General features: G+C 71.6%; 21 protein-coding genes and 2 pseudogenes. 9 read left to right on the top strand and 14 right to left on the bottom strand.

Annotated features, from left to right (window positions below; genetic code table 11):
• Nucleotides 1–72 precede the first annotated feature (72 nt).
• The 3 genes and pseudogenes from L1857_RS33015 (at nucleotide 73) to L1857_RS33005 (ending at nucleotide 1,627) form a co-directional block, all read left to right on the top strand.
• The gene (locus tag L1857_RS33015) at nucleotides 73–606 is read left to right on the top strand and encodes an SDR family NAD(P)-dependent oxidoreductase (protein WP_205413163.1); all 534 of its coding nucleotides are present in this window, start codon (nucleotides 73–75) and stop codon (nucleotides 604–606) included.
• Nucleotides 600–749, top strand: a pseudogene (locus tag L1857_RS33010) (sigma factor); the annotation flags it as partial. The gene L1857_RS33015 and the pseudogene L1857_RS33010, both read left to right, overlap by 7 nt.
• 161 nt (nucleotides 750–910) lie before the next feature.
• Nucleotides 911–1,627, top strand: coding sequence for a sigma factor-like helix-turn-helix DNA-binding protein (locus L1857_RS33005; RefSeq protein ID WP_240323033.1), 717 nt, complete (start codon nucleotides 911–913; stop codon nucleotides 1,625–1,627).
• Here L1857_RS33005 and L1857_RS33000 read toward each other — a convergent pair.
• The 5 genes from L1857_RS33000 to L1857_RS32980 all read right to left on the bottom strand — a co-directional run bounded on the left by L1857_RS33000 (nucleotide 1,597) and on the right by L1857_RS32980 (nucleotide 8,871).
• On the bottom strand, nucleotides 1,597–3,171 hold the full coding sequence (locus tag L1857_RS33000; protein ID WP_094004530.1) for a beta-N-acetylhexosaminidase: 1,575 nt from the start codon (nucleotides 3,169–3,171) through the stop codon (nucleotides 1,597–1,599). The genes L1857_RS33005 and L1857_RS33000 overlap by 31 nt on opposite strands.
• 241 nt (nucleotides 3,172–3,412) lie before the next feature.
• Entirely contained in the window at nucleotides 3,413–5,326 is a 1,914-nt protein-coding gene (locus L1857_RS32995) for a propionyl-CoA synthetase (RefSeq protein WP_116109433.1), read from the bottom strand.
• Nucleotides 5,327–6,117: 791 nt separating this feature from the next.
• Complete coding sequence (locus L1857_RS32990; RefSeq protein ID WP_116109434.1) at nucleotides 6,118–6,480, bottom strand: hypothetical protein; 363 nt, start codon at nucleotides 6,478–6,480, stop codon at nucleotides 6,118–6,120.
• A 4-nt stretch (nucleotides 6,481–6,484) separates the two neighbouring features.
• Nucleotides 6,485–8,203: a hypothetical protein gene (locus tag L1857_RS32985; RefSeq protein ID WP_116109435.1), complete on the bottom strand. Its 1,719-nt coding sequence runs from the start codon at nucleotides 8,201–8,203 to the stop codon at nucleotides 6,485–6,487.
• Entirely contained in the window at nucleotides 8,200–8,871 is a 672-nt protein-coding gene (locus L1857_RS32980; RefSeq protein ID WP_233157154.1) for a hypothetical protein, read from the bottom strand. The genes L1857_RS32985 and L1857_RS32980 overlap by 4 nt, the downstream gene beginning before the upstream one ends.
• A 92-nt stretch (nucleotides 8,872–8,963) precedes the next feature.
• On the opposite strand from L1857_RS32980, the gene L1857_RS32975 reads away from it, so the two are divergent.
• Nucleotides 8,964–9,470: a hypothetical protein gene (locus L1857_RS32975; protein ID WP_116109436.1), complete on the top strand. Its 507-nt coding sequence runs from the start codon at nucleotides 8,964–8,966 to the stop codon at nucleotides 9,468–9,470.
• Nucleotides 9,471–9,590: 120 nt separating this feature from the next.
• Nucleotides 9,591–11,315, top strand: a complete 1,725-nt coding sequence (locus L1857_RS32970; RefSeq protein ID WP_094004547.1) for a serine/threonine-protein kinase — start codon at nucleotides 9,591–9,593, stop codon at nucleotides 11,313–11,315.
• A 189-nt stretch (nucleotides 11,316–11,504) separates the two neighbouring features.
• Here L1857_RS32970 and L1857_RS35520 read toward each other — a convergent pair whose 3' ends face one another.
• Together L1857_RS35520 and L1857_RS32965 are read right to left on the bottom strand one after the other, a co-directional pair.
• Entirely contained in the window at nucleotides 11,505–11,627 is a 123-nt protein-coding gene (locus L1857_RS35520; protein WP_255407863.1) for a hypothetical protein, read from the bottom strand.
• Nucleotides 11,624–13,171: a dolichyl-phosphate-mannose--protein mannosyltransferase gene (locus L1857_RS32965; protein WP_116109438.1), complete on the bottom strand. Its 1,548-nt coding sequence runs from the start codon at nucleotides 13,169–13,171 to the stop codon at nucleotides 11,624–11,626. Before L1857_RS32965 ends, L1857_RS35520 begins: the two co-directional genes overlap by 4 nt.
• Before the next feature lie 64 nt (nucleotides 13,172–13,235).
• Here L1857_RS32965 and rsmI point away from each other — a divergent pair, with 64 nt between their 5' ends.
• Nucleotides 13,236–14,063, top strand: coding sequence for a 16S rRNA (cytidine(1402)-2'-O)-methyltransferase (gene rsmI / locus L1857_RS32960; RefSeq protein ID WP_162830557.1), 828 nt, complete (start codon nucleotides 13,236–13,238; stop codon nucleotides 14,061–14,063).
• A gap of 303 nt (nucleotides 14,064–14,366) precedes the next feature.
• Here the strand turns inward: rsmI and L1857_RS32955 are convergent, their stop codons facing one another.
• A complete protein-coding gene (locus L1857_RS32955; protein WP_283258027.1) occupies nucleotides 14,367–14,978 on the bottom strand; it encodes a GNAT family N-acetyltransferase in 612 nt (203 codons plus the stop codon).
• Nucleotides 14,936–16,129, bottom strand: a complete 1,194-nt coding sequence (locus tag L1857_RS32950; RefSeq protein ID WP_233157157.1) for an aminodeoxychorismate synthase component I — start codon at nucleotides 16,127–16,129, stop codon at nucleotides 14,936–14,938. The genes L1857_RS32955 and L1857_RS32950 overlap by 43 nt, the downstream gene beginning before the upstream one ends.
• A gap of 75 nt (nucleotides 16,130–16,204) precedes the next feature.
• On the opposite strand from L1857_RS32950, the pseudogene L1857_RS32945 reads away from it, so the two are divergent.
• Nucleotides 16,205–17,187: pseudogene (locus L1857_RS32945) on the top strand (glycoside hydrolase family 183 protein).
• On the opposite strand, the gene L1857_RS32940 reads toward L1857_RS32945, so the two are convergent.
• The 5 genes from L1857_RS32940 to L1857_RS32920 form a co-directional block, all read right to left on the bottom strand.
• Entirely contained in the window at nucleotides 17,176–17,790 is a 615-nt protein-coding gene (locus tag L1857_RS32940; RefSeq protein ID WP_094004551.1) for a glycoside hydrolase family 25 protein, read from the bottom strand. The pseudogene L1857_RS32945 and the gene L1857_RS32940 overlap by 12 nt on opposite strands.
• 191 nt (nucleotides 17,791–17,981) lie before the next feature.
• Nucleotides 17,982–19,460 (bottom strand): alpha/beta hydrolase domain-containing protein, encoded by a 1,479-nt coding sequence (locus L1857_RS32935; RefSeq protein WP_233157155.1) that lies wholly within the window; start codon nucleotides 19,458–19,460, stop codon nucleotides 17,982–17,984.
• Between the two features lie 95 nt (nucleotides 19,461–19,555).
• The gene (locus tag L1857_RS32930) at nucleotides 19,556–20,323 is read right to left on the bottom strand and encodes an ABC transporter permease (RefSeq protein WP_116109441.1); all 768 of its coding nucleotides are present in this window, start codon (nucleotides 20,321–20,323) and stop codon (nucleotides 19,556–19,558) included.
• Nucleotides 20,313–21,299, bottom strand: a complete 987-nt coding sequence (locus tag L1857_RS32925; RefSeq protein WP_094004553.1) for an ATP-binding cassette domain-containing protein — start codon at nucleotides 21,297–21,299, stop codon at nucleotides 20,313–20,315. Before L1857_RS32925 ends, L1857_RS32930 begins: the two co-directional genes overlap by 11 nt.
• A 94-nt stretch (nucleotides 21,300–21,393) precedes the next feature.
• Nucleotides 21,394–21,993: a PadR family transcriptional regulator gene (locus L1857_RS32920; protein ID WP_094004554.1), complete on the bottom strand. Its 600-nt coding sequence runs from the start codon at nucleotides 21,991–21,993 to the stop codon at nucleotides 21,394–21,396.
• 62 nt (nucleotides 21,994–22,055) lie between these two features.
• Between L1857_RS32920 and metG the strand changes: the two genes are divergently transcribed.
• Nucleotides 22,056–23,849: a methionine--tRNA ligase gene (metG, locus tag L1857_RS32915; protein ID WP_094004555.1), complete on the top strand. Its 1,794-nt coding sequence runs from the start codon at nucleotides 22,056–22,058 to the stop codon at nucleotides 23,847–23,849.
• The gene (locus L1857_RS32910) at nucleotides 23,846–24,676 is read left to right on the top strand and encodes a TatD family hydrolase (RefSeq protein ID WP_094004556.1); all 831 of its coding nucleotides are present in this window, start codon (nucleotides 23,846–23,848) and stop codon (nucleotides 24,674–24,676) included. The genes metG and L1857_RS32910 overlap by 4 nt, the downstream gene beginning before the upstream one ends.
• The last annotated feature ends 178 nt before the right edge of the window (nucleotides 24,677–24,854 follow it).

The following is a 24,854-nucleotide window of genomic DNA, read 5'->3' as shown; positions in this document are numbered from 1 at the left end:
ACACTGTCTATCAAGATTTGTAGACGGTGTCTACTGGGCGCCTGGCGGCTCTCGGCATGACCGTCCTGATCGGTGCCCGGGATCGCGGCGCTGGACGGCAGGCAGCAGGGGACCGTCGCCATCACCGGTTCCGGGCAGGTCAACCCCGAAGACGCGCACGACCAGGTCCTCAGCTCGGTCGACCTCGGCGTGGTCCGCGCGGTGTTCGAGACCAACGTCTCCGGCGTGATCGCGGTGACCAACGCGATGCTGCCGCTGCTGCGGCGGTCACCGGCGCCGCGGATCGTGAACGTCAGCAGTCACGAGGCCTCGCTGACTTTGAACAGCGACCTGGACGGCCCCTTCTCGGCGCTGCTGCCGTCGGCGGCGTACAGCCCGTCCAAGCCCGCCCTGTGTGCGCTGACCGTGCAGTACGCCAAGGAGCTGCGCGAGGACGGGGTCCTGGTCAACGCGGTCGCTCCTGGTTTCGTCGACACGGACAGCAACAACCACACCGGGTTCCAGACGGTCGCGCAGGGCTCCGCGGTCGTGGTGCGGCCGGCCACGCTCGGCCCGGACGGGCCGACGGCCGGGTTCTTCGCCGAGGACGGCCCGGTGCCGTGGTGAACCGCGCCGAGGCGTTCGAGGAGCTGCGGCCGTCGCTGTTCTCCATCGCCTACCGCCTGCTGGGCAGCGTGAGCGACGCCGAGGACGCGGTCCAGGACGCGTGGCTGCGTTTCGCGGCCTCCTCGACGCGGCCGGATTCGCTCAACGCGTTCCCGTCGGCCACGGTGAGCCGCATCGCGATCGACGTGCTGCGGTCGGCGCGCGTCCGGCGGGAGGAGTACGTCGGGCGTGGTTCCCCGAGCCGCTGCTGGCCGATCCGTATCAGGACCCGCAGCGCTCGGCGGAGCCGGCCGACTCGTTGTCCATGGCGGCCCTGCTGCTGCTCGAACGGCTCAGTCCGCTGGAGCGGGCGGTCTTCGTGCTGCGGGAGGTGTTCGGGTGCGGTTTCCCCGAGATCGCCTCCGCGGTGGGACGTTCGGAGGCGGCGTGGCGGCACGTGGACGCGGTCCGGCCGCGGTTCGAGGCCGGCCGGGCCAAGCGCGAGGAGCTCGCCGGCCGGTTCCTGGACGCCTTCCGGAGCGGCGACGTCGGTGCATTGACCAAGCTGCTGGCCGCGGACGTCCAGCTGGTCGGCGACGGCGGCGGCAAGGCCCCGCAGTGGGCCTCGCGGTTCACCGGCGCCGGGGCGGTGGCCGGGGTGCTCGCCAAGCTCATGCCGCTGTCCGCCCGGATCGGCTGCCAGGTGTCGCAGCATGCGCAGGGCGGACCATACGTCGGCGATCGGGGCCAGGTGTGTGAGCTTCTCCGGGTTCTTCACGGTGCGGATCGTCTGGATCAGTCCGTCCACGATGTCCGACGTCCAGACGCTGATGAGCCCGCCGTCCCGAGCACGGAAAATCGCACCCGGCTGGCCGTTCACCGGGGCGGCAAGCGGCACCGGAGACCCGCGGCGTTAGCCACCTGCCACCTGCCCCTCGGCACCCCAGCCGGCCGGAGCAGCCGCCCCCACGGGGCCCGACGCGGCCGAACCGCGCCGGGCCCACGTCCGCGCTACCGCCAGTCCACCTGCGGCGAGCGGTAGAAGTCGATCCCCTGGACCTCCCACCGCGGCGCCTGCTTCGCCAGCCGCTCGCGGTAGCCGTTCCAGTCGTGGGTCGACTTCGGCGACCACCCGATCTCCGCGATGCCGGGCAGCCGCGGGAAGGCCATGAACTCGATGTCGTCGCTGTCGGTCAGCGTCTCCGACCACAACGGCGCCTCGACGCCCGCGATCGACGTCTCACCCACGCCCTGCACCGCCGTCGACGGGTCCCAGTCGTAGGCGTCGGCGACCTCGACGTACCCGGCCCAGTGCAGGCCGAGCGGGCTGTTCTCGTGGTACTTCATGTCGAGGTAGGCCTTGTTCGCCGGGGACATCACGATCTTGTTGCCCGCCGCGGCGGCCGCGGCCGTGGCGGCGTCCACCCCGTCGGTGTCCCAGAACTGCGGCACCGCGGACACCGGCAACCCGGCCTTCGCGATCTCGTGCCAGCCCTGCACCAGCTTGCCGTGCTTGGCGACGATCGGGAGCACCTCGCCCATGAACTTCTGGTAGTCCTCCGGCGTCGTGGCATGGGCCTCGTCCCCGCCGATGTGCAGGTACCGCCCCGGCGTCAGCGCGGCCAGCTCGCCGATCACGTCGTCGAGGAACTCGTAGGTGATGTCCTTGTCGACGCACAGCGAGCTGAACCCGACCTCGATGCCGGTGTAGAGCGGCGGAGCCACGCCGTCGCAGTTCAGCTCCGCGTACGACGCCAGCGCGGCGTTGGTGTGGCCCGGCATGTCGATCTCCGGGATCACCGTGATGTGCCGGGACGCGGCGTAGGCCACCAGGTCCTGGTACTGCTCCTGCGTGTAGTACCCGCCCGGGCCGCCGCCGACCTCGGTGCTGCCGCCGTACGTCGCCAGGCGCGGCCAGCTCTTGATCTCGATCCGCCAGCCCTGGTCGTCCGCCAGGTGCAGGTGCAGCCGGTTGATCTTGTACTGCGCGATCTGGTCGATGTACCGCTTGACCTCATCGACCGCGAAGAAGTGCCGCGCCACGTCGAGCATCGCTCCGCGATACGCGAACCGGGGGTAGTCCACGATCCTGCCGCCCGGCACGACCCACGGGCCGCGCGCGACCTGCCGCGATTCGACCTGCGCGGGCAGCAGCTGGCGCAGCGTCTGCACCCCCGCGAACAGCCCGTCACTGCTGTTCGCGCGGACGGTGACGCCCTTCTTCGTCACCGTGAGCTGGTAGCCCTGGTCGCCGACCTGCGCGGTCGGGCCCAGCTCGAGGGCGATGGACGGCGCCGAGGTGCGCTCGACGACCGGCAGGCGATAACCGGTCGACGGGCGGAGCAGGCCGGCGAGGTAGTCGGCGACCTGCCGGGCGTCGCGGCCGGCTTCGATCGCGGTGGCGGGGGTCAGCCGGAAGTCGGCCCTGGGATCGGCTTTCGCCGACACCGGAACGGGTATCACGTCCGCCAGGGCACGCGTGGCCGGCTGGTTCGCGGCGGCGGGCTCGCTGGCGAGGGCGGGCTGGGTGAGGGCGGTCAGCACGAGCGCGGTGGCGCCGAGCAGGCCGGCCAGGGATCTGCGCATGGTCACTCTCCGCGGGGATCGGGAGCGGGTCTCTTAAAGGTATAGACCAGTGCTTCCGCCCGCGCAATGCTCCAGTCGCCGTCGCACTGCTCCGGCCGGGTGAATCGCCGCGTTCGACTCGATCGGGTGGCGATTTCCCGGCCGGAGCGTGCTTTCTGTCGGTGCCCGGGTCTAACTTGTCGGTATGAACATCAACTCGTTGCCGAACGTCGTCAACCGTCTCAAGTGGACACTGTGTCGCTCAGCTCTCGCGCAGGATCGCGCGCAGGCTGTCGAGCACCGAGGGGTCCTCGATCGTCGAGGGCACCGGCTCGTCACGGCCTTCCGCGAGTCCGCGCATGGTCTTGCGCAGGATCTTGCCCGATCGCGTCTTCGGCAACGCGTCCACAATAGACACCTGACGGAACGCCGCCACCGGGCCGATGTCGCGCCGGACGGCGGTGATCAGCTCCGCCTTCAACGTCTCCTCGTCGATGTCCACACCGGACTTGAGCACCACCAGCCCGCGCGGCAGCTGGCCCTTGAGCGAATCGTGCACGCCGATCACCGCGCACTCGGCCACCGCGGGGTGCGCCGCCAGCACGGCTTCCATCGAGCCGGTCGACAACCGGTGCCCGGCCACGTTGATGACGTCGTCGGTGCGGCCCATGACGAACAGGTACCCGTCCTCGTCGAAGTAGCCCGAGTCGCCGGTGAGGTAGTAGCCCTCGTAACGCGACAGGTACGCCTCCACGTAGCGCTCGTCATCGTCCCACAGCGTCGGCAGCGTGCCCGGGGGCATCGGCAGCTTGATGCAGATCGCCCCCTCCTGCCCGGCAGGCAGCGGATTGCCGGCCTGATCGAGGATCCGCACGTCGTAGCCCGGCACCGGCACGGTCGCCGAGCCCGGCTTCACCGGCATCGGCTCCAGGCCGCGCGGGTTGGCCGCGATCGGCCAGCCGGTCTCGGTCTGCCACCAGTGGTCGATCACCGGCACGCCCAGCTTGTCCGAGGCCCAGTTCAGGGTTTCCGGGTCGAGCCGCTCCCCGGCCATGAACAGGGTGCGGAACGCGGACAGGTCGTACTTCGCCAGCTCCGTCGCGTCCGGGTCCACCCGCTTGATCGCCCGCAGCGCGGTCGGCGCGGTGAACAGGGCCTTCGCCTTGTGCTCGCTGATGACGCGCCAGAACGCGCCGGCGTCCGGGGTGCCGACCGGCTTGCCCTCGTACATCACGGTCGTCGCGCCGATCAGCAGTGGCGCGTACACGATGTAGGAGTGGCCGACCACCCAGCCGACGTCGGAGGCGGTCCACCAGATGTCGCCCGGCTGGATGTCGTAGACCGCGTTCATCGAGTACGCCAGTGCGACGGCGTGCCCGCCGGCGTCACGCACGACGCCCTTCGGCTTCCCGGTCGTGCCAGAGGTGTAGAGGATGTAGAGCGGATCGGTCGCCGCCACCGGCACCGGGTCCGCGGGGCTCGCGTCGGCGACCAGCTGCTGCCAGTCGACGTCCTGTTCGCCGAGCGTCGCCTGGGCCGCGTCGCGCTGCAGCACCACGATCCGGTCCGGCTGGTGTTCGGTCGTGGCGAGCGCCTCGTCGATGATCGGCTTGTACTCGACCACCCGGTTCGGTTCGATGCCGCAGGACGCCGCGACGATCACTTTGGGCTTGGCGTCCTCGATGCGCGCGGCCAGCTCCTTGGGCGCGAACCCGCCGAACACCACCGAGTGCACGGCGCCGATCCGCGCGCACGCCAGCATCGCCACGGCCGCTTCGGGCACCATCGGCAGGTAGACGATCACCCGGTCGCCCTTGCCGACCCCGAGCGAGCGCAGCGCCCCGGCGAACCGGGCGACCTCGTCGCGCAGCTGGGTGTAGGTGAAGGTGCGCTTGCCGCCGGTCACCGGCGAGTCCCAGATCAACGCCGGCTGCTCGCCGCGGCCGCGCTCCACGTGCCGGTCCAGGGCGTTGTAGGCGGTGTTCAGCTCCCCGTCCGGAAACCAGCGGAACAGCGGGGCGTTCGACGAGTCCAGCGCTTGGGACGGTTCGCGCGTCCAGTCGATCGCCTTGGCGGCGGCCAGCCAGAACCCCTCCGGATCGGTCAGGCTGCGCTGGTGTTCCTCCGCGTGACGGCCCATGGGGCAGACCTCCTCGTCGTCGAGCTCGTGCCACACATCATGGCTCAAAACGCCCCCGATGACCCGCCGCGTCCAGAGCACGCTCCGGCCACCCGTCCCCACCCACCCCACTGGCAAGCCCTGCGGCGAACTGCAGCAATCCGCGAGCCCGCACTCGCCCTCCTCCACACTCACCTGTGGCCGGCCTTGGCCCTCCTCCCACACCCGCTTGTGGCCGGTCTCGCCCTCGTCTCGCACTCACCTGTGGCCGCTCGCCCGCGACACCCCATCTCGACCACTGGCCGCCCCGCCTCGGCAAGCTCGCCCAGCAACCGCCGCCCGTTCCCAGCCAGCCGGACGTCATGGCGAGACCCGCACGAGCCCCCCGACACGCCAACTACACCGACGTCCATGCCCCCTACGGCCCACCCGTCGGCCACACCCGACGGAGCTGGAGCTTCTGCGGCTACCTGGAGACCGTCCGCCGGGCCAAGCGCACATCGCGGGGAGCCCGGACATGCCCGCCTCGACTGTGCGTCAAGCCCTGGTGCGCCATGGGATACCCGGCCGCAACGCCTCACCGGGACGCCGATCCGCCGCGGGGAGCGGCCGGGTGAGCTGACGCAGGTTGACCTGACAAGGCTCTTGCCGTGCTCGGCGCGGACGCCTCTGACGGCCGGATCCGCGACGAGGCGGGCTCGCCCGGTCCCCGTCCAGACCCAGTACACAGGTCGCACGCCACTCGATGGCGGCTCTGCGCGCCCATGCACCACCCGGCGCCGCAAGCCGTCATCTGCGGCATCGCCCACGCGAGGCGGACGCGGCGCACCCCAGCGCCCGGCGACGGCTCAGAAAGCCCCGATGAGCCCGGAGATGTGCCCGCCGATCTGCGCGACCGTCCCGCTCACCTCGGACGCCTGGGACAGCAGGTTCTTGACCTTCTCCCACCGGGTCCGCACGACCTCGGGCTCCACGTCGTCGGCGTTTTCCGGGTCCTGCGCCTTGTGTGCGTCCGCCAGCAGGCCGGCGAGGTTGCGATCCAGCGCCTTCCGGTCTTCGACCTCCAGCGCGGCGGTCTGGGCACGCAGCTGCTCGAGCAGGGCGACGAGCGGTGCCTGCTGCTGGTTGATGTTCGCGCCGCTCATCGATCCGCTGTTCGTCCCGGTGTTGATCGGGCCGAAGTTGCCGCCGCCGATGTTGATGCCGGTCATGCCGTCAATCTCCCGTGGCCGGTGCCGACTGGACGTTCGCGCCGTCCATGGAGCCGCTGTTCGCGCCGGTGTTGATCGGCGCGTAGTTGTCGCCGTGGATGGTGATCTCCTTGTGGATCACCGTCGCGGCCTGCCGTTCAAAGCTCGCCGGCGAGTAACCGCAGTCGCGCAGGATGCGGCTGATCGCCGGCATCAGCCTGCTGTGCAGGATCTTCTCGTAGCGTTCGACGTCGACCAGCTGGAAATAGCTGTCCACCTCGTCGGCGGCGGCCATCTCGCGCAGCGTGCGCAGCGAACCGTAGGCGTCGGGGTTGATCAGGCCGCGATCCTGCCGCAGCGGCTGGATCCACTCCAGCGTGTGCCGGGCGCGGCCCCACACCGTCACCGGCAGCCGCGCCAGCCGCAGCAGCGCCTGCCCGATCGGGGCGATCACGCCGGAGGGCAGCTTGTCCACCGCCCGGTAGCGGTCCCGCACCGGCGGGAGCACGCACGGCGTCCACTCCAGGTACAGGGTGCTGGCGTCGGCGGCCGCGTGCAGGAAGCTGGACATCACCAGGTCCCGGTCCCACGTCTCGACCTGGAAGCACAAGTAGTAGCGGGCCCACTCACGCGGCTGCTGCCGCAGCGCGGTGACCTCGCCCGGCGGCAGGTGCCGTTCCGGCGCGCTGTCCAAGCCGCGCAGGTAGACGACCGACTCCGGCTGGTTCACGTGGTCGATCAGCTCGGCGGAGGAGGCGAACACGGCCTCCCGGATCGACAGCTCGCGCAACCGGCGGTCCGGCGACAGCGACTCGCTCTCCTGCAACACCGCCATCGCCGCGCGGACCCGCTCGTACAGCAGCGGCGTGGTCAGCTCGTCGAAGGGCGAACCGTCCGGCTTGCGGTCCTCCGGCAGCCGTTCCAGCGGCAGCGCCATCGACCACGATTCGCGGTGCAGACCCGCGCCGACGAACGGGTTGTACCCGCGGTGCACGAACAGCGGGACCGTGCCCTGCGGGGTCTGCTCGGCGTCGCGATAGCGGTGCAGCTGCCGCAGAAACCGCGGCGGGCACAGACCGAGCAGCGGGCGCTCGGCGGTGAACGGGTCGGCCGGCGGCCGGTTGCGGGCCCGGTAGCCGAACCGGTCGACGAGCAGCGAACGCACGACCAGCCGGTCGGTCACCAGGATCGCGAGCATCAGCACGACGAGCGCGATCGAGACGTAGAACCAGACCTCTTCGTCGCCGGGCGGCGGGCCGTAGTAGTCGCTGTAGTAGCCGCCGGTGAAGTCCTCGGTCGTCTCCGGATCGATCGTGCCGATCAGGTACAGCAGCAGGCCGGCCAGTGTGAACGCGCCGAGCACCGCGACGACCGCGGCCTTGAGCGCGACGTTGATCGCCGTGCGCCAGATCGACGGGATCACCAGGACCACCGCGAGCGCGAGCCACGCGAAGAGCAACAGGCTCGGGCCCGAGGCCCAGACGAACAGGCCGAACAGCACCGCGAGGATGCCGTCCCGGAGCTTGCGGCGGCCACGCGACGCGATCGCCTCGACCAGCACGCGTGCCGGGTCGAAGCCGGGCGAGTGCGGCAGCGGGCGGGTCGGCTCGGTGAGGAACTCGCGGATCGCGTTGTCGGCGTAGCCGGAGTCGAGGTGCGCGGCGGCGCACAGGTACCGCGTCGTGTCGTCCTGGGGCCGTACCTGGGGCGGGACGGTCCAGGCGGTGATCGTCGTTTCGCTCACGGGATCGCGTTCTCCGTCATGGCGGCCAGGATCGGGACCATCGCGGGCCAGTCGGCGACCTTCGACGAGGCGTACACGAAGTACTCGGTGCCGGACGCGCGCCAGTACTCGGCCTTGACGTGCCGTCTGCCCTCCGGCGCGGTCCACTCGAACTCCCAGACGATCGCCTCGTACCCGCGCAGGGTCGTCTGGGTGAGTTCGATGCGCGAGTAGGCGGGCCGGGCCGCGGCGAAGTTGCGTTCGGCCTCGAGGTGGGCCTCCAGGATCGAGACGTTCGGGACGGCCGAACCGCCGTAGCGGACGTAGCGGGAGCTGTCGGCGGGATCGGTGGCCTGGACGCTGCCCGCGGACTGGGTGGGTGCGACGGTCCAGCCCTCCGGGATCACCGTGCGGATGGCGGCCGGGCCGGTCACCTCGCTCACCGGTGGGGCCGAGCTGGTGGTCGTGGTTGTGGTGGTCGTCGTGGCGCGGCGGCTGCTCGACGTGCGGGTGCTGGTGGTCGTCGTGGCCGGGCTGGTCGTGGCGACGGCCAGGTCGGTGTCGCCGCGGGTGCCGTCGTCGCGGACCAGCAACAGCGCCGTGCCCACGGCGCCGAGGACGACGAGGTTCGCCACACCCGCGAGCAGCGCCACGCGCGCCGAGGTCGGCTGGCCCCCAGGAGGCGGCATCGATGTCCCCTCAGTCAACCGCTCGTGCAGAAGTGAGCACTGAGGGTAGCATTGGGCGCCCCGCCCGGGTTACTCCTTTCAGGAGATTCGCCGTGACCGAACAGACCGACCCGATGACCGCTGTTCAAGCGCTTGAGCAGCAGCTCGCCGCCGCTCCCGCGGACCCCGACCTCCGCCTGCGGCTCGCGCTGGCACTCGAAGCGTTGACCGTGTCCGCACGGAGTGTGACCAGAGAGGGGATGCCCGTCGTCACCTCGGCACGCCAGCGCGACTTGTGCGCGTGGGCGGCCCGCCGGATCCTCGAACTGAACGTGCCCGACGCCCGCCTCACCACCGGCGCGCAGGGTCTGCTGGCCGAGCTGGAGGCGGGACGACGGTGGGTGTGGCTCGGCCAGGGACAGTTCGCGGTCGCCGCGGTCGTCGCGCTGGGCCTCGCCGCGGTCGTGCTGGGCGGGCTGACCGGCGTCATCGCCGTCGTCGTGGCCGGTGCGGTGGTCAGCAGTGCCCTGCTGGCGGTGCTGGTCCTGCGATTCCGGCGGGAGCGGTGGCGCGTCGAGGCGGAGCGGCTGGCCCCGGTGATCTGGCGGCCGGGGATCTGAGGACCCTCACTCCGCAGGGTGGCCGGAACCCGACCGCAACCCGCCCGCCCCCTGCCGCGTCCAAGGTGCGAATAGGGTGGAAGACCGGAAGACGACCCCGAACACGAAGGGACCCGGGCGGTGAACGCGTTCGCGGACTGGCTGCTGTCCCTCGCGCATGCCCTGTTCAACCCGGGCTTTTGCCCCGGCGACTGGGTGTGGGCAACGGTGGCCGCGGGGGCGTTGACCGCCCTGTTCCCGGTGGCCGGCGCGGTCCTCGTCGCGCTCATGCGGAAGTTCACCGGCAACCGGTACGACACCGGCACGATCGCCGCCATCGGCGTGATCGCGTTCGTGTTCTCGTTCGGGCTGCCGTGGATGGCCTTCAACGGCATCTCGGGCATCTACCGGGCCGCCGCCGAGGGCACGTCGTCGCTGTCGAAGGCCGACCTGGCCACGCTGAACCGCGAGTACTGCTCGTTCATCGGCACCCAGAGCGACTACCTGGGCGGCGGGCAGAACGTCTTCGAAACGATCTTCTACCCGTCCGGCAACGTCCTCGCCTACGGCTACTACCTGGGCGCGCTCGTCGGACTGCCGGTGGTCGCGCTGCTGTTCATGATCCTGCAGGCCCGCACGGCGATGCGGCGCGGTCCGAAGTGGCCGGGCCGTCTGCTGTGGGCCGGGTTCGTGCTGTTCGTGGTCTTCTCGGTGGGTGTCTCGGCCAACGCGGGCGTGTTCCTGTGGCTCGGGTTCCTGCCGATCGCCATGCTCGGGATCATCCCGATCGCGCTGGTCGGGCCGCCGTCGTGGTCGGTCATCAACAAACCGGAGCGGCCGCGCCCGGAGCCGCGGCGCGAGCCTCCGCCGCAGGTGCCGCCACCGCCTCCGCCGCCGCAGCAGCTGCCCAAGCAGTACGCGCCGACCGCGGTCGCGCCGGCCGCGCAGGAGCTCGCCGCGGCGCCCGGCCCGGTTCCGGTGCCGCCGGGGTCGACGGCCAACGGCGGCGGCCGGTACCGGCGGATCAAGCGTCTCGGTCACGGCGGGTTCGGCACGGTGTGGCAGGCGGTGGACAACCAGCTGGGTCGCACGGTCGCGCTGAAGATCGCGCACGCGCCGGACCGGGACACCGAGGAGCGCATGCGCCGCGAGGCGCGGGCGCTCGCCATGGTGAACCACCCGAACTGCGTGCGGGTCTACGACCTGATCGAGGAGCCGGACGGGCTCGCGCTGGTCATGGAGTACCTGGAGGGCCAGTCGCTGGCCACCGCGGTGGACACGATGGGCCCGCTCGACGACATCGCGGCGGGCCGCCTGTGGGCGACGATGGCCGGCGCGCTGGCCGCGGCGCACGAGAAGGGTGTGCTGCACCGCGACGTGAAGCCGTCGAACGTGATCCTGGACCCGCAGGGCATGCCGCACCTGATCGACTTCGGCATCGCCCGCAGCCGCGGCGACTCGACGATGACCGCGACCGGGATGATGATCGGCACCCCGGACTTCGTGGCGCCGGAGCAGGCGGCGGGCGCGGCGGCCTCCCCGGCGTCCGACGCGTGGCAGCTGGCGGCCACCGTGAGCTACGCGTTGTCCGGCTACCCGCCGCGAGGCACCCGCGAGACGCCGATGGCCGCCCTGATGGCGGCGGCCCGCGCGGAGCCCGTCTCGAAGCTGCCGCAGCGCTCCGCGCACGCCCGGCTGCTGATCGCGTCGCTCGACAACGAACCCCGCCGCCGCCCGACGCTGCACACGGTGGTCCGGGAGGTGGAGGGCTTCCTGTCGAGGTCCGGCAAGTCGATGGACGGCCCGGTGACGCGCATAGTGCCCCGCCAGGGCGGCACCACCCGGGCGATGCCGCCCCGTCGCTGACGCGCCGCGCCGGCCAGAGCGGGTTGGGGTCGTGGTCTAGGCGAGTCGTTGAGGGGGCCGTGGCGCGGATCGTGCCGCGTCTGGGGCGGTACCTGGGCGGTGCTCCCGTGGTCCGCGCCGCCGCGGTACCACCCGGGCACGCGCCACCGCGACAACCTCGGCCGCAGCCGACATCGGCGACCCGGCCGGTCACCAGCTCGGCGAACGCGCCCAGCCCACCGCGGTCGCCGCGAAACGGGGGCCTGCGAACTCGGCGTAGTCCTCCGCGGCCCGGTCGGACGACTCCCGCGCGCGGTCCACGTGCCCGGTCATCGCCAGGACGGTAGCCAGAGTTCCGCCTGCCAGCGGGCGTTGCTGATCGGGTCGCCGTTCAGAATCGGCCACAGCCACGCGAAGTTCGCCACCACCAGGCCGGCGTACAGGGCCACCACCAGCAGCCCCGTCCCGCGGCGTTCGAACCCACGCCGCGCGCTGCCCAGGATCTGGCCCAGCGCGAGCGTCAGCCCGAGCACCAGGAACGGCGCCATCGGCGTGGCGTAGAAAAAGTACATCTGCCGGTCGATGTTGGTGAACCACGGCAGGAACCCGGCGAGGTACCCGACCAGCACCGCGGCGTAGCGCCAGTCGAACCGGAACAGCCACCGCCACAGGCCCCAGGCGAGCATCGGGAACGCCAGCCACCACATCGCGGGCGTGCCGATCAGCATCGTCGCCCGGATGCAGTCCGACGCGCCGCACGTGCCGTTGCCCGACTCGTAGTAGTAGAGCATCGGACGCAGCCCCATCGGCCACGTCCACGGCTTCGACTCCCACGGGTGCGGGTCGTTCTTCGGCGTGACCAGGCTTTCGTGGAAGTGCAGCACGTTCATCGAGTAGTCGCCCAGCGACCGCAGCGCCGGCGGCACCCAGCTCCAGAACCCGGGGTCGATGCCCTGCATCTCGACGTAGTGCCGGTCGGTGCCGGACTCGCTCGCGAACCACGCCCACCAGCTCGCCAGGTACAGCAGCGCGGGGACGGCGACGATCGCCCACAGCGCGGGCAGCACGTCCCGGCGCAGCGTCCCCGCCCACGGCCGCGGCACGCCCGCCGCCCGGCGCGCGGCCACGTCGAACCCGACGCACAACAGCCCGCAGAACGCCATGTAGTACAGGCCAGACCACTTCACCGCGAACGTCAGGCCCAGGCACACCCCGGCCGCGAACCGCCACCAGCGGAAACCCAGCCGCGGACCCCACGGCGACTCGTCCGCCCAGCCTTCGGCGACCGCCACCGCCAGCCGCCGTCGCACCTGGTCGCGGTCGCACAGCAGGCAGGCGAACGCGGACAGCGCGAACAGGGCGATGAAGATGTCCAGCATGCCCATCCGGGCCTGCAGGAACAGCACGCCGTCGCAGATGACCAGGATCCCGGCGATCCCGCCGAGCAGCGTCGAGCGGGTCAGCCGCCGCGCGATGCGGATCGTCAGCAGCACGATGATCGTGCCGGCCAGCGCGGCGCTGAACCGCCAGCCCCAGCCGTTGTAGCCGAACATCCACTCGCCGAGCGCGATGAGCTGCTTCGCCAGCGGCGGGTGCACCACCAGTTCGTAGCCGGCGTTGTCCTCGAACCAGCCGTTGCGCAGCATCTGCCACGCCTGCGGCACGTAGTGCTTCTCGTCGAAGACCGGGGTGCCCTTGTCGGTGGGGACGCCGAGGTTCTGGAAGCGGGTGACCGCCGCGACCAGCGTCAGGACGATCGTGACCACCCAGCCGCGCAGCCGGTCGCCGGGCATCGGCCGTCCGAGCAGGGTGGCGGCACGGTCCGTCGGCGGGCGGAGGTGGTCCACCTGGTCCGGTCGGGTCAGCAGAGCGGTCACGGGGGTGATCCTAGGGACCCACGGGTGAACTCGGAGTTCCCGCGCGGCTAATAGGGTGAAGGCCATGCCGCTCGTCCTCGCCGCGACCCCCCTCGGTGACTCCCGCGACGCTTCGCCGCGACTGGTCACCGCACTGGCCGAGGCGGACGTGATCGCCGCCGAAGACACCCGGCGGCTGCGGTCGCTGGCCACCGCGCTGGACGTGACCCCGCGCGGGCGGGTGGTCAGCTTCTACGAGGACGTCGAAACGTCCCGCCTGCCGAAGCTGCTGGAGGCGCTGCGGGCGGGGGAGACGGTCGTGCTGGTCACCGACGCCGGCATGCCCAGCGTGTCCGACCCGGGATATCGGTTGGTAGCGGCGTGTGTGGCGGAGGATCTGCCGGTCACCTGTCTGCCCGGCCCGTCGGCGGTGACGACCGCGCTGGCGCTGTCCGGGCTGCCCAGCGACCGGTTCTGCTTCGAGGGGTTCGCGCCGCGCAAGCCGGGTGAGAAGGGGCGCTGGTTCCGGGAGCTGGCGCACGAGCCGCGGACGGTCGTGTTCTTCGAGTCGCCGCACCGGCTGGCCGCGACGCTGGCGGAGGCCGCCGCGGCCCTGGGCGACGAGCGGCGGGCGGCGGTGTGCCGGGAGCTGACGAAGACGTACGAGGAGGTCCGGCGCGGGACGCTGCCGGAGCTGGCCGCGTGGGCGGCCGAGGGTGTGCGCGGCGAGATCACCGTGGTGCTGGAGGGCGCCCGGCCGCGGGCGGTGTCGGTGACGGACCTGGTGGCCGAGGTCTCGGCCCGCGTGGCGGCCGGCGAGCGGCTGAAGTCGGCGGCGGCGGAGGTCGCCGAGGCGGCGGGGGTGTCGAAGAAGGAGCTGTACGACGCGGTGCTGGCAGCGCGGCGCGCGTGAGCGGTGGTCCGGGGGCTGGTCAGGGGTTGAGGCCGTGAGTGGTGGTTGGGCTGCCGGTGCGGGTTGGGGCCGTTGGCGGCGCGCATGAGCGGTGGTCCGGGGGCTGGTGAGGGGTTGAGGCCGTGAGTGGTCGGGCTGCCGGCGCGGGTTGGGGCCGTTGGCGGCGGGGAGAGGGAGTTGTGCGGGCGCGGCGGCGTTGAGGGGGGCGGCCTCCGCCGTCGAGTAGGTGGGTGGTGCCTGGGTGGCGGCCCTGCCACCACCCAGGCGCGGCGGCCTGGCATTCGCCGTGGCCGCTCGGGTGGGTCAGGCCGGGGCCTTCCGCATCGTCCAGGTGAGGGGTCCCTCGGGGAGCGGGACCTTCGCCGTTACCTCGAAGCCCAGGCCCTCGTAGAACCCGACGTTCGCCTCCAGGGAGGTTTCCAGGTACGCCGGGTGGCCCTCCGCGGCGGCGGCGCGCAGGCCGGGGGCGAGGACCGCCCGTCCCAGGCCCTCGCCCTGCCGGTCGGGGGCCACGCCGACCGTCGCGAGGAACCACGCTGGCCCGGTCGGCCGGTGCGGGGCCAGTGCCTCCTCCGCGGCCGCTGCCGCCGCCGCCCGGTCGCCGGCCAAGTCGCTCAGCCGCGGGCCCAGCTCGCCGAAATCGATCTCCCCGGAGGCCGGCGTCGTCCACACCGCCACCGCCGCCAGGTCGTCGCTCACCCACACGCGTCCGTGCGGCAGTCCGATGTGCTCCAGGAACAGCCGTTGCAGGCCGGTCACCCGGGCGACGTGAGCGTCAGCGGCGACGGTGTGCCGCGTGAACGGGTAGTCGGCGAACGCGGCGCCCAGCGTCGCCGCCGCGCCGTCGATGTCGGTGGGCGTCCCGGGGCGGATCAGGTGAGCAGGGCTTCCAGTGGTGCGGCCTTGTGCAGACATTCCTGCCATTCTGCCTCCGCGTCCGAGTCCGCGGTGATGCCGCCACCCACGCCGAGGGCGATGCGGTCGCCGTGCAGCTCGAACGTGCGGATCGCCACGTTCAGTTCCAGGCCGGCCACCGGGGAGGCCAGACCGATCGCACCCGTGTAGACGCCGCGCGGGCGGGGTTCCAGCTCCGCGATCAGCTCCAGCGCCCGGATCTTCGGGGCGCCGGTGACCGAGCCCGGCGGGAACGTCGCGGCCAGCAGCTCGGCGTCCGAGGTGACCACACGCCCCTCCACCGTCGACTCCAGGTGCCACACCCCGGGCGCGGGCCGGACGCGCAGCAGCTCGGGCACCCGCACGCTGCCCACCGCGCACACCCGGCCCAGGTCGTTGCGCACCAGGTCGGTGATCATCACGTTCTCGGCGACGTCCTTGACCGACTCGCGCAGCCGCCGCGCCAGCGCGTCGTCGGCGGGGCCGCGGCGGGGGAGGGTGCCCTTGATCGGGGTGGAGCGGACGCGGTCGCCGTGGCGGGCCAGGAACAGCTCGGGCGACAACGACACGACGCTGCCCCAGTCACCGGTCAGGAACGCCGCCCGGCGCGGCCGCAACCCGCGGACGCCCTGCGCGAACAACGCGGCCGGCGATCCCTCGAACGTGCCCTCGAAGCGGGTGCAGATGTTGGCCTGGAACAGCTCACCGGCCTCGATCGCGTGCACGCAGGCCTTGACCGCGTCGCCGTGTTCGGCCGGTAACGGACGGTGCAACGGGCCGGCGTGCCAGCTCGGCGAGGGCGCCGGGAGGCTCAGCAGCCGTTCGAACTCCGCCGCGGTGGCGTCCGCGTCGAGTGACTCGAACCACCACCAGCCGTCGGCGTCCAGCCGCAGGACGTGGTCGGCCCAGCCCCAGACGGCTTTCGGCAGGTCGGCGCGGCGACCGGAGGGGTCGGTGAGGTCGTAGGACAGGTATCCGAACCAGCCGCCGCCGACGACGCCGTCCGCGGGCTCGACCCGCGGTTGCAGGTCCGGGACCTCGAACGGGTCGGTGACCGGGCGGAGCTGGACCTCGGGCGCGAGCACCGCCCGGGAGCCGAACCAGTCGCCGCACAGACCGGCCGCCGTGCCGATGCCCCGGAAGCGGGCGCGCTCGTCGAGGAGCAGCAACACCTCGTCCGGTGTCCTGCCTCGGCCCAGTCTCGTTCGTGTCACCCGCACGGGACCATTGTGACTTACGGTCGGGCCATGGTTCGCATCGCGGAAACGGAGCAGATCTGCAAGGTGACCGGCGCCGATTCGATCAACCGGACCGACCGGTTCGCCATCCACGGCACCGACCTCGGCATCCCGTGGGACGGCGGGGACGGCCGGGTCTTCGTGCTGTTCGGCGACACCTTCGGCGAGGGCTGGGGTGGCGACGGCGGCGGCCCGGACAGCGCCGACTGGCGCAGCAACGTCCTCGCGTTCTCCACCACGACGGACCTCGCCGCCGGTCTCACGCTCGACGGCGTCGTCGCCCGGCCGGACGGGACCGCCGCCCAGGTCATCCCGCGGGACGAGCGCCGCGACGAGGTCACGGTCATCCCGAACTCCGGCCTGGCCGTCGACGGGCTCCAGATCGTCCATTACATGTCCGTCCGGCAGTGGGGCCCGCCCGGGAAGTGGACCACCAACTACTCCGGCCTCGCCGTGTCGCGCGACGGGGTGACCTAGACAAGCCCTGGAGCGCGCGGTGGATCAACCGCGCCGAGCGGGACGATCCGTTCCAGATGTGCGCGCTCGCCCGCGAGGGGGACCACCTCTACCTCTTCGGCACCACCAACGGGCGGCACGGCGACGCCTACCTGGCCCGCGCGGCGATCCCGCACCTGCTCGACGCGTCCTCCTACGAGTACTTCGACGGCCGCGGCTGGACCCGTGACGAGTTCGCCGCCGCGCCGGTCATCCCGGGCCCGGTCGGCGAGCTGTCCGTCGCCTACGACGTCCACCTCGGACAGTGGCTGGCGATGCACCTGGACGACCCGGGCGGCGCGATCCTGCTGCACTCCGCCGACCGGCTCACCGGACCGTGGTCGCCCGGCCAGGCCGCCGTGCCCGGGCACCGGTACCCCGGCCTCTACGGCGGGTACCTGCACCCGTGGGCGCTGGACGGCCCGGAGATCTACTACCTGATGTCCCAGTGGGGGCCGTACAACGTGTTCCTGATGCGCAGCCGGCTAGAGCAGTAGGTCGGCCAGCGTGAACGGGTACACCAGCGCGTCCATCCCGATCGGACCGGACACGCCGGGCATCGGGGGCACCGAGCTGTGCTCGTGCAGCGCCAGGCGCGGGTGGAACCAGCCCGGCCGGCCCGGGATGTCGTTGTGCCGCGCCACCCACAGCACGACCTCGCGGTCGGCCCACTTCTCCGGGTGCAGCCGCCGCAGCCAGAGCGCGTAGTCGGCGTAGATGACGACCCGCTGGATGCCCGCGGACTGCCGCACGGTCTTGATCCACGCCTTCACGAACCGGTCGTCGACGCCTTCCGCTTCGACCTCGAGCGTCGGCGCGAGCGAACCGGGTCCGAACACCCCGAGCCTGCGTCCCGCCCGCACGCACAGCTCGGCCTGGTCGTGGGGCGCGCCCGGACGCGCGTAGTGGCGGATGCCGGTGCGGAGACCCGCTCGCTGCGCCGCCTCGATCTGCTTGCCCGCGCCGTGGTCGAGCCAGTTCGTGTTCTCGGTGACGGTGATGGAGGCGAACGAGACAGCGCCGGAACGGACCGCGTCCCAGTCCGCCACGGTCGCGTGCAGCGCGAGGTTGATCCCGCGCTCCGTGCTGCCCTCCGTCAAACCGCCGCCTTCACATTTCCGAAATGCGCTCCTCAAGACACTGTGTAGTCACCATAAGCGCGGAAAGCCCCGGTTGCCGTATCGACGCACCACCCGAAAAGGGTGTGATGCACGGCAAGTACACGAGAGGCTGCCCGGGAGATCCGCGGCTGCCGGCAGTCCCCGGTCCGGCCGGGGTCTGCCGGCCGCGGTCAACCGCCGATTCCGGAGTGCCGTGCCGCCTCGACGATGGCGGCCGCGTCCTCGGGCAGCAGGTGCCCGGCGGTGACCGAGGACTCGGCGGCGGCCCGCACCTTGCTCACGTAGTCGGCGTTGGTCGGGTACAGGCGGCTCAGCACCGGTTCCGCGGTGGGCGGGTACGACGGGTCGGACGGGTCGCCGGCGTCGTGCTGGTCCCACGGGTCGGCGTCGCCGTTCCACGGGTCGCGGGCGCCGTAGAGGCCGCAGAACACCCCGCTGCCCGAGGTGTCCCGCTCGCCGCTGAGCGTGCGGGTCGGCACGGCGACATCGGGCAGCCGGATGCCGCCGAGGGCCAGTCCGGTGCGCGGATCGCGGCGGTCGGCGTCGAGCAGCGCGCCGCTCGCCGGGCGCGGACCGCCCTGCGCCCACGTGGTGAGGTAGCGCAGTGCGGCGTTCATCGAGTAGTGGCCGGGGCCGTCGTTGAAGGGCGCCGAACCCGCGGCGCAGTCCGGCTGGGGCGCGGCCGAGCCGACCGACTTCTTCAGCGTCGGGTCGCCGAGGTCGAACGCCCACTGGTCACCGTGCGCCGTGCCGGCCAGCTCCCAGTGCACGACCCGGTCGGTGTCCGGTTGCCGGGCCGCGGACGCGCCCGGCACGTCGGTCTCGGTCAGCACCACGAACACCGGCACCGCGGTGTCGGTGCGGATCCGGCTCGGGTTCGGCATCGTCAGGACGTCGGCCGGCCGCCCGCTGATCGGTGCGGCGACCGCGCTGTTGCTGTGGATCAGGAAGCCGTCGTAGACGCCGGACACCGGCTGGACGGCGTTGGCGTAGGTGGTCATGAACCCGGCCGACTGCGATTCCCCGTCGGCGAGCAGCGTCCGGATCTCCAGTCCGCCCAACGGATCCGGCCCGTCCGGGGTGCGCAACGCCTGCCCCGCCTGGGAGAAGATGTCGTAGGCGTACGCGTCGCCGGGGTGCACGAGGCTGCCGTAGCGGGCCGGGTCCCAGCCGCGCAGCCCGGCGATGTCCCCGAGCCCGCCGTTGACGCCGACCGACTGCGCGGACACGCCGACCCACGCGTAGCCCCGGCGCAGCAGCTCGTCGCGGGTGAACCAGTAGTCCGGCGACAGCTCCAGCTGGGCGCTGACGTTGAGCCATTCCACGACGACGGTGCCGTTGAACCGCGCGGGATCGCTCGGGCGCCGCACCAGCAGGCGGGTCCGGTACCCGGCCTGGGTGGTCGGCCGGACGTCCCAGCGGCCGCTCGAGGTCCACAGCCCGGACTTGGCGTAGGCGGTCGCGGTGCCCGAGATGAAGTACTCGCTCTCGGTGTAGCCGAACGAGCCGAGGTCCTCGGCCGCGGCGAGGAACGGAAACCCGTGGCTGCCCGCGGGTGGCGTGGTGATCGTCGGGGTGGCGGCCGCGGCCGTGGCGGGCAGTACCGCGGCGAACACCGCCAGGAGCGTTGCGAGGACGGCTGTGCGCACTGGTCACCTCCGTGGTGTGGGGAGGGCCAGTGTGGTGCGGCCGCGGTCGCCGCGGCATCGGCGAAATCACCGGTCGGCGACCGCGGCCGCGTCGGTCAGGCGTTCTCCTTCTGGAAGGTCCGCGTGCCCCAGAACACCGCGAGCACCGCCATCACCACGAGGATGATCGAGCCGGTCATCAGGGCGTCCATCGTGAGGTCGCCGCGGAACGTGGCCCGCTCGGCGTCGACCACGTGGGTGAACGGGTTGATCCGCGAGAGGGTGTAGAGCCAGTCCGGCGCGAGGATGCTGGTGATCGGCAGCAGGATGCCGGACAGCAGCAGCACCGGCATCAGCACGGCGTTGAGCAGCGCCGGGAACGCCTGCTCGCTCTTCAGCGTCAGCGCCACCGCGTACGACGCCGAAGCCAGCGTCGCCGCCACCAGGCCGACGATCACCAGGCTCAGCAGCACCCCGCCGACCGGCGCGTCCAGTCCAAACGCGACATACGCCAGCACCGTGATCAGCACGGCCTGGATGACCGCCTGGATCACGTTGTTCGCCACCTTGCCCAGCAGCAGCCCGACCCGGCTCGCCGGCGTGACCCGCAACCGCTCCAGCACCCCGCTGCGGTAGTCCATCAGCAGCGCGAACCCGGCGAACGACGAACTGAACAGCGCCAGCTGGATGATCAGCGCCGGTGTCAGGATCGTCCAGCTGCTGCCCGGCGGGAAGCCCGGCGTGCTGCTGACGACCTTCTCCATCAGCGGCCCGAACAGCACCAGGTACAGCACCGGCTGCATGATGCCGATCATCACCCACGCCGGATTGCGCATGGACAACGTCCAGTCCCGCTTGAAGATCAGCCACGTGTCACGCAACATGGGCGGCCTCCGGGGAGGTCTGGGACTGCTCGGCGTCCCGCAGCGAGCGGCCGGTGAGCGTGAGGAACACGTCGTCCAGCGTCGGCCGGTGCACCTGCATCGAGGTCATCGCGATGCCGTCGGCGTCCAGCCGGCGCAGCAGCTCCGGCAGCGCGGTGTCCCCGCGCGGCACCCGGAACCGCACCACGCCGTCGCCGGTGGTCACCTCGTGCGCGCCGGCCAGGCGCCCGGCGACCTCGGCCGCGGCACCCACGAACTCCGGGGCCACCCCGATCGTCACGCCGTCCCCGGACACGCGCGCCTTGAGCGAGTCCGGTGACCCCTCGGCCACGATCCGCCCGTTGTCGATCACCAGGATCCGGTCGCACAGCGAGTCGGCCTCGTCCAGGTAGTGCGTGGTGAGGAACAGCGTCACGCCGTGGTCGGCGCGCAGCCGCCGGATGTGTTCCCACAGGTTGGCGCGGCTCTGCGGGTCGAGCCCGGTGGTCGGTTCGTCGAAGAAGATCAGCTTCGGGTCGTGGATCAGGCTCAGCGCGATGTCCAGCCGCCGCCGCTGGCCGCCGGACAGGGTCTTGGTGAGCCGCTGGTCCAGGTTGACCAGGTCGAGCTGCTCGACCAGCTCCCGGCCGCGGCGCAGCGAGTTCTCCTTCGACATGCCGTAGAGGCGGCCCTGCAGCTCGATCTCCTCGAGCACCTTCATCTCCGGGGTCACGCCGCCGCCCTGCGCGACGTACCCGATCTGCCTGCGCACGCCGACCGGGTCGGCCAGCAGGTCGCGCCCGGCGACCTGGGCTTCGCCCGCGGTCGGGCGCAGCAGCGTGGTCAGCATGCGCAGGGTCGTGGTCTTGCCCGCGCCGTTCGGGCCGAGGAACCCCACCAGCTCGCCCTCGGCGACGTCGATGTCGACGCCCTTCACGGCTTCGACGCTGCGGCCGCGCGCGGTGAACGTCCGCGCGAGGCCGCGTGCCTTGATCATCAGAAGATCCCCCTTGAGTCAGTAGTCAAATTTGACTAGTGAGCGCGGCCACTCTGCCCCAACTATCGCGCCGTAGTCAAATTTGATTACTTGATCACCGGGGCGGCTCGCCGAAGCTGCGTCCCGGGTCGTCGGCCATGACGTACTCGCCGTCCTCCAGCCGCTTGATGAGGTTGCGGACCCACTCCATCGTCGCCGAGACGTTGGTGGCCCACAGCCGGTACAGCTCGTTCACGTGCGCCGGCTGGCCCCACTCGACGCCGTGCCCCAGCACGTGCCGGACCGACGCGAGCTGGCCTTCCATCTGGGTCAGCCGGTGCTGCAGCAGGGACGCCGCCCGCTGCCGGGGCAGGCAGGTCAGGAACGTGAGCGCCGCGGCGAAGCCGAACGCGTTCTGCGCGTCGTTCTCGCCGAGCTGGCTCAGCATCTGGGCCAGCCGGACCTGGAACTCGGTCTCGCCGTCTCCGGTCAGCCGGTAGGCGACCCGGTCCGGCCCGCGCCCCTCCGGCTCGTCGGGCACCGCCTCCAGCAGGCCCTCGGCCGCCATCTTCTTCAGCGCGTGGTAGATCGACCCGGGCTGGACGTTGGCCCACCGGTCGGCCGACCAGGTCAGCAGCTCACGCCGCACCTGATAGCCGTGCGCCTTGCCGTACATCCGTACGACGCCCAGCACCAGCAGCCGCGTCGGCGACACCCGACCTCCTTAAGCCTTCCCAGGTAACAATGCACGAGACGGCATCCGTACGCTAAACAGGCATGAGCATCCCTGTGTTGACGGCGGTGGCCTGGCCTTATGCCAACGGGCCCCGTCACATCGGCCACGTCTCCGGCTTCGGCGTCCCGTCGGACGTGTTCTCGCGCTACCAGCGAATGGCCGGCAACCGGGTGCTCATGGTGTCCGGGACCGACGAGCACGGCACCCCGATCACCGTCCAGGCGGACAAGGAGGGCCTGACCTCCCAGCAGACGGCCGACAAGTACACCCGCCAGATCGGCCAGGACCTGCAGGGCCTCGGGCTGACCTACGACCTGTTCACCCGCACCAGCACCGGCAACCACGCCGAGGTCACGCAGCAGATCTTCCTGGCGCTGCACCGCAACGGCTACGTCGTGCCCAAGACGACCACCGGCGCGATCAGCCCGTCCACCGGCCGCACGCTGCCCGACCGCTACATCGAGGGCACCTGCCCGATCTGCGGGTACGACGGCGCGCGCGGCGACCAGTGCGACAACTGCGGCAACCAGCTGGACGCCGCGGAGCTGATCAACCCGAAGTCGCGGATCAACGGCGAGACGCCCAAGTTCGTCGAGACCGAGCACCTGTTCCTCGACCTGCCGGCGTTCACCGAGAGCCTCGGCAAGTGGCTGTCGACCAAGACGGACTGGCGGCCCAACGTCGTCAACTTCACCAAGAACCTGCTCGACGACATGCGGCCCCGGCCGATCACGCGTGACCTGGACTGGGGCGTGAAGATCCCGCTGGACGGCTGGCGCGACCAGCCGCTCAAGCGGTTCTACGTGTGGTTCGACGCGGTGATCGGCTACTTCTCGGCCAGCGTCGAGTGGGCCCGCCGCAGCGGGAACCCGGACGCCTGGCAGGAGTTCTGGAACAACCCGGACGCGCGCGGCTACTACTTCATGGGCAAGGACAACATCACCTTCCACGCCCAGATCTGGCCGGCGCTGCTGCTCGGCCACAACGGCGCCGGGGATAAGGGCGGTCAGGTCGGCCCGTACGGCAGGCTCAACCTGCCGGACGAGATCGTATCCAGCGAGTTCCTGACCATGAGCGGGTCGAAGTTCTCCACCTCGCGCGGCACGGTCATCTACGTCAACGACTTCCTGCGCGAGTTCGGCCCGGACACCCTGCGCTACTTCATCGCGGTGGCCGGCCCGGAGACCCAGGACACCGACTTCACCTGGGACGAGTTCGTCCGCCGCACCAACTTCGAGCTGGCCAACGAGTGGGGCAACCTGGTCAACCGCTCGATCTCGATGGCGCACAAGAACAACGGCGCCATCCCGGCCCCGGTCAAGCCGGCGCCGGCCGACGAGGAGCTGAAGGCGCTGTCCCGCAAGGCGTTCGAGACCGTCGGCGGGCACCTGCAGCGGTCCCGGTTCAAGCTGGCCGCCACCGAGGCGATGCGGGTCGTGTCGGCGGCCAACCGGTACCTGTCCGACCAGGAGCCGTGGAAGCTCAAGGACGACCCGGAGCGCCGCGACGCGGTGCTGCACACCGCGCTGCAGGTGGTGTCGGACGCGAACACGCTGCTCACGCCGTTCCTGCCGCACTCGGCGCAGAAGGTGCACGAGGCGCTGGGCGGCACCGGCGTGTGGGCCGCGCAGCCGGAGCTGCAGGACGTCGAGGACCTGGACATCCCCGGCCGGATCAACCCGATCCTGACCGGTGACTACGCGGCCGAGCAGGCGCGCTGGGAGTCGATCCCGATCGAGGTCGGCCGTCCGCTGGCCAAGCCGACGCCGCTGTTCGCCAAGCTCGACCCGAAGCTGGGCGAGACCGGGCCGGAGTGGGCCCCGATCGCGCAGTGAGCAAGCAGGAACGACCGCCGGTGCCGGAGCGCCTTCCGGCGCCGGTGGTCGACTCGCACACGCACCTAGACGCCTGCGGTGCGGTCACGGCGGCCGACGTCGCCGAGCTGGCCGACCGCGCCGCGGCGGCCGGGGTGACCCGGATGGTGACCGTCGCCGACGACCTCGACGCCGCCCGCTGGGCCGCTCAGGCGTCCACTTGGGACGAACGGGTGTGGGCCGCGGTGGCGATCCATCCCACGCGGACCAAGGACTTCGGCGAGCCGGAACAGTCCGAAATAGAGCGTCTGGCGCGGCAGGATCGGGTGGTCGCGGTCGGCGAGACCGGCCTGGACTACTACTGGGACTACTCACCGCCGGAGGCCCAGCGGGAGGCGTTCCGCTGGCACATCGACCTCGCCAAGCGGATCGGCAAACCGCTGATGATCCACGACCGGGACGCGCACGAAGACGTGCTGCGGATCCTGGACGAGGAGGGCGCGCCGGAGACCGTGGTGTTCCACTGCTTCTCCGGTGACGAGGACATCGCCCGCCGCTGCGTGGACGCCGGGTACGTGCTGTCGTTCGCCGGCACGGTCACGTTCCGCAACGCCCGCGCGCTGCAGGCCGCGGCGAAGCTGGTGCCATCCGGGCAGTTCCTCGTCGAGACCGACGCGCCGTTCCTGACGCCGCACCCGTTCCGCGGCCGCCCGAACGAGCCGTACTGCACGGCGTACACGGTCCACTTCCTCGCCGACCTCCGTTCGGAAGACCTGGAAGGCGTCTGTTCGGCGGTGTCGGAGACCGCCGAACGCGTCTTCCGGCTCCCGTCCGTCACGTCGGGTTGAACGGACTGCGACATTCGTGGAAATCAACCATCCACCTGGAGGAGTGACGAACGCCACGACATTCCGCCCGGTGTTTGCGCAACCTCCCGGGGTCCGTTACTGTCCCGTGACCGTGCCGCATGATCGCTCCAACCGGGCGAAGCGCGGGACACCCGGAGTCAAGCCAGTGCAGGTCGGG

The sequence above is a fragment of the Amycolatopsis thermalba genome, assembly GCF_023376025.1.
Taxonomy (GTDB): Bacteria; Actinomycetota; Actinomycetes; order Mycobacteriales; family Pseudonocardiaceae; genus Amycolatopsis_E; species Amycolatopsis_E thermalba.
The sequence above is the reverse complement of the archived record's forward strand: the minus strand, read 5'-3'. Positions and strand labels throughout refer to the sequence as shown.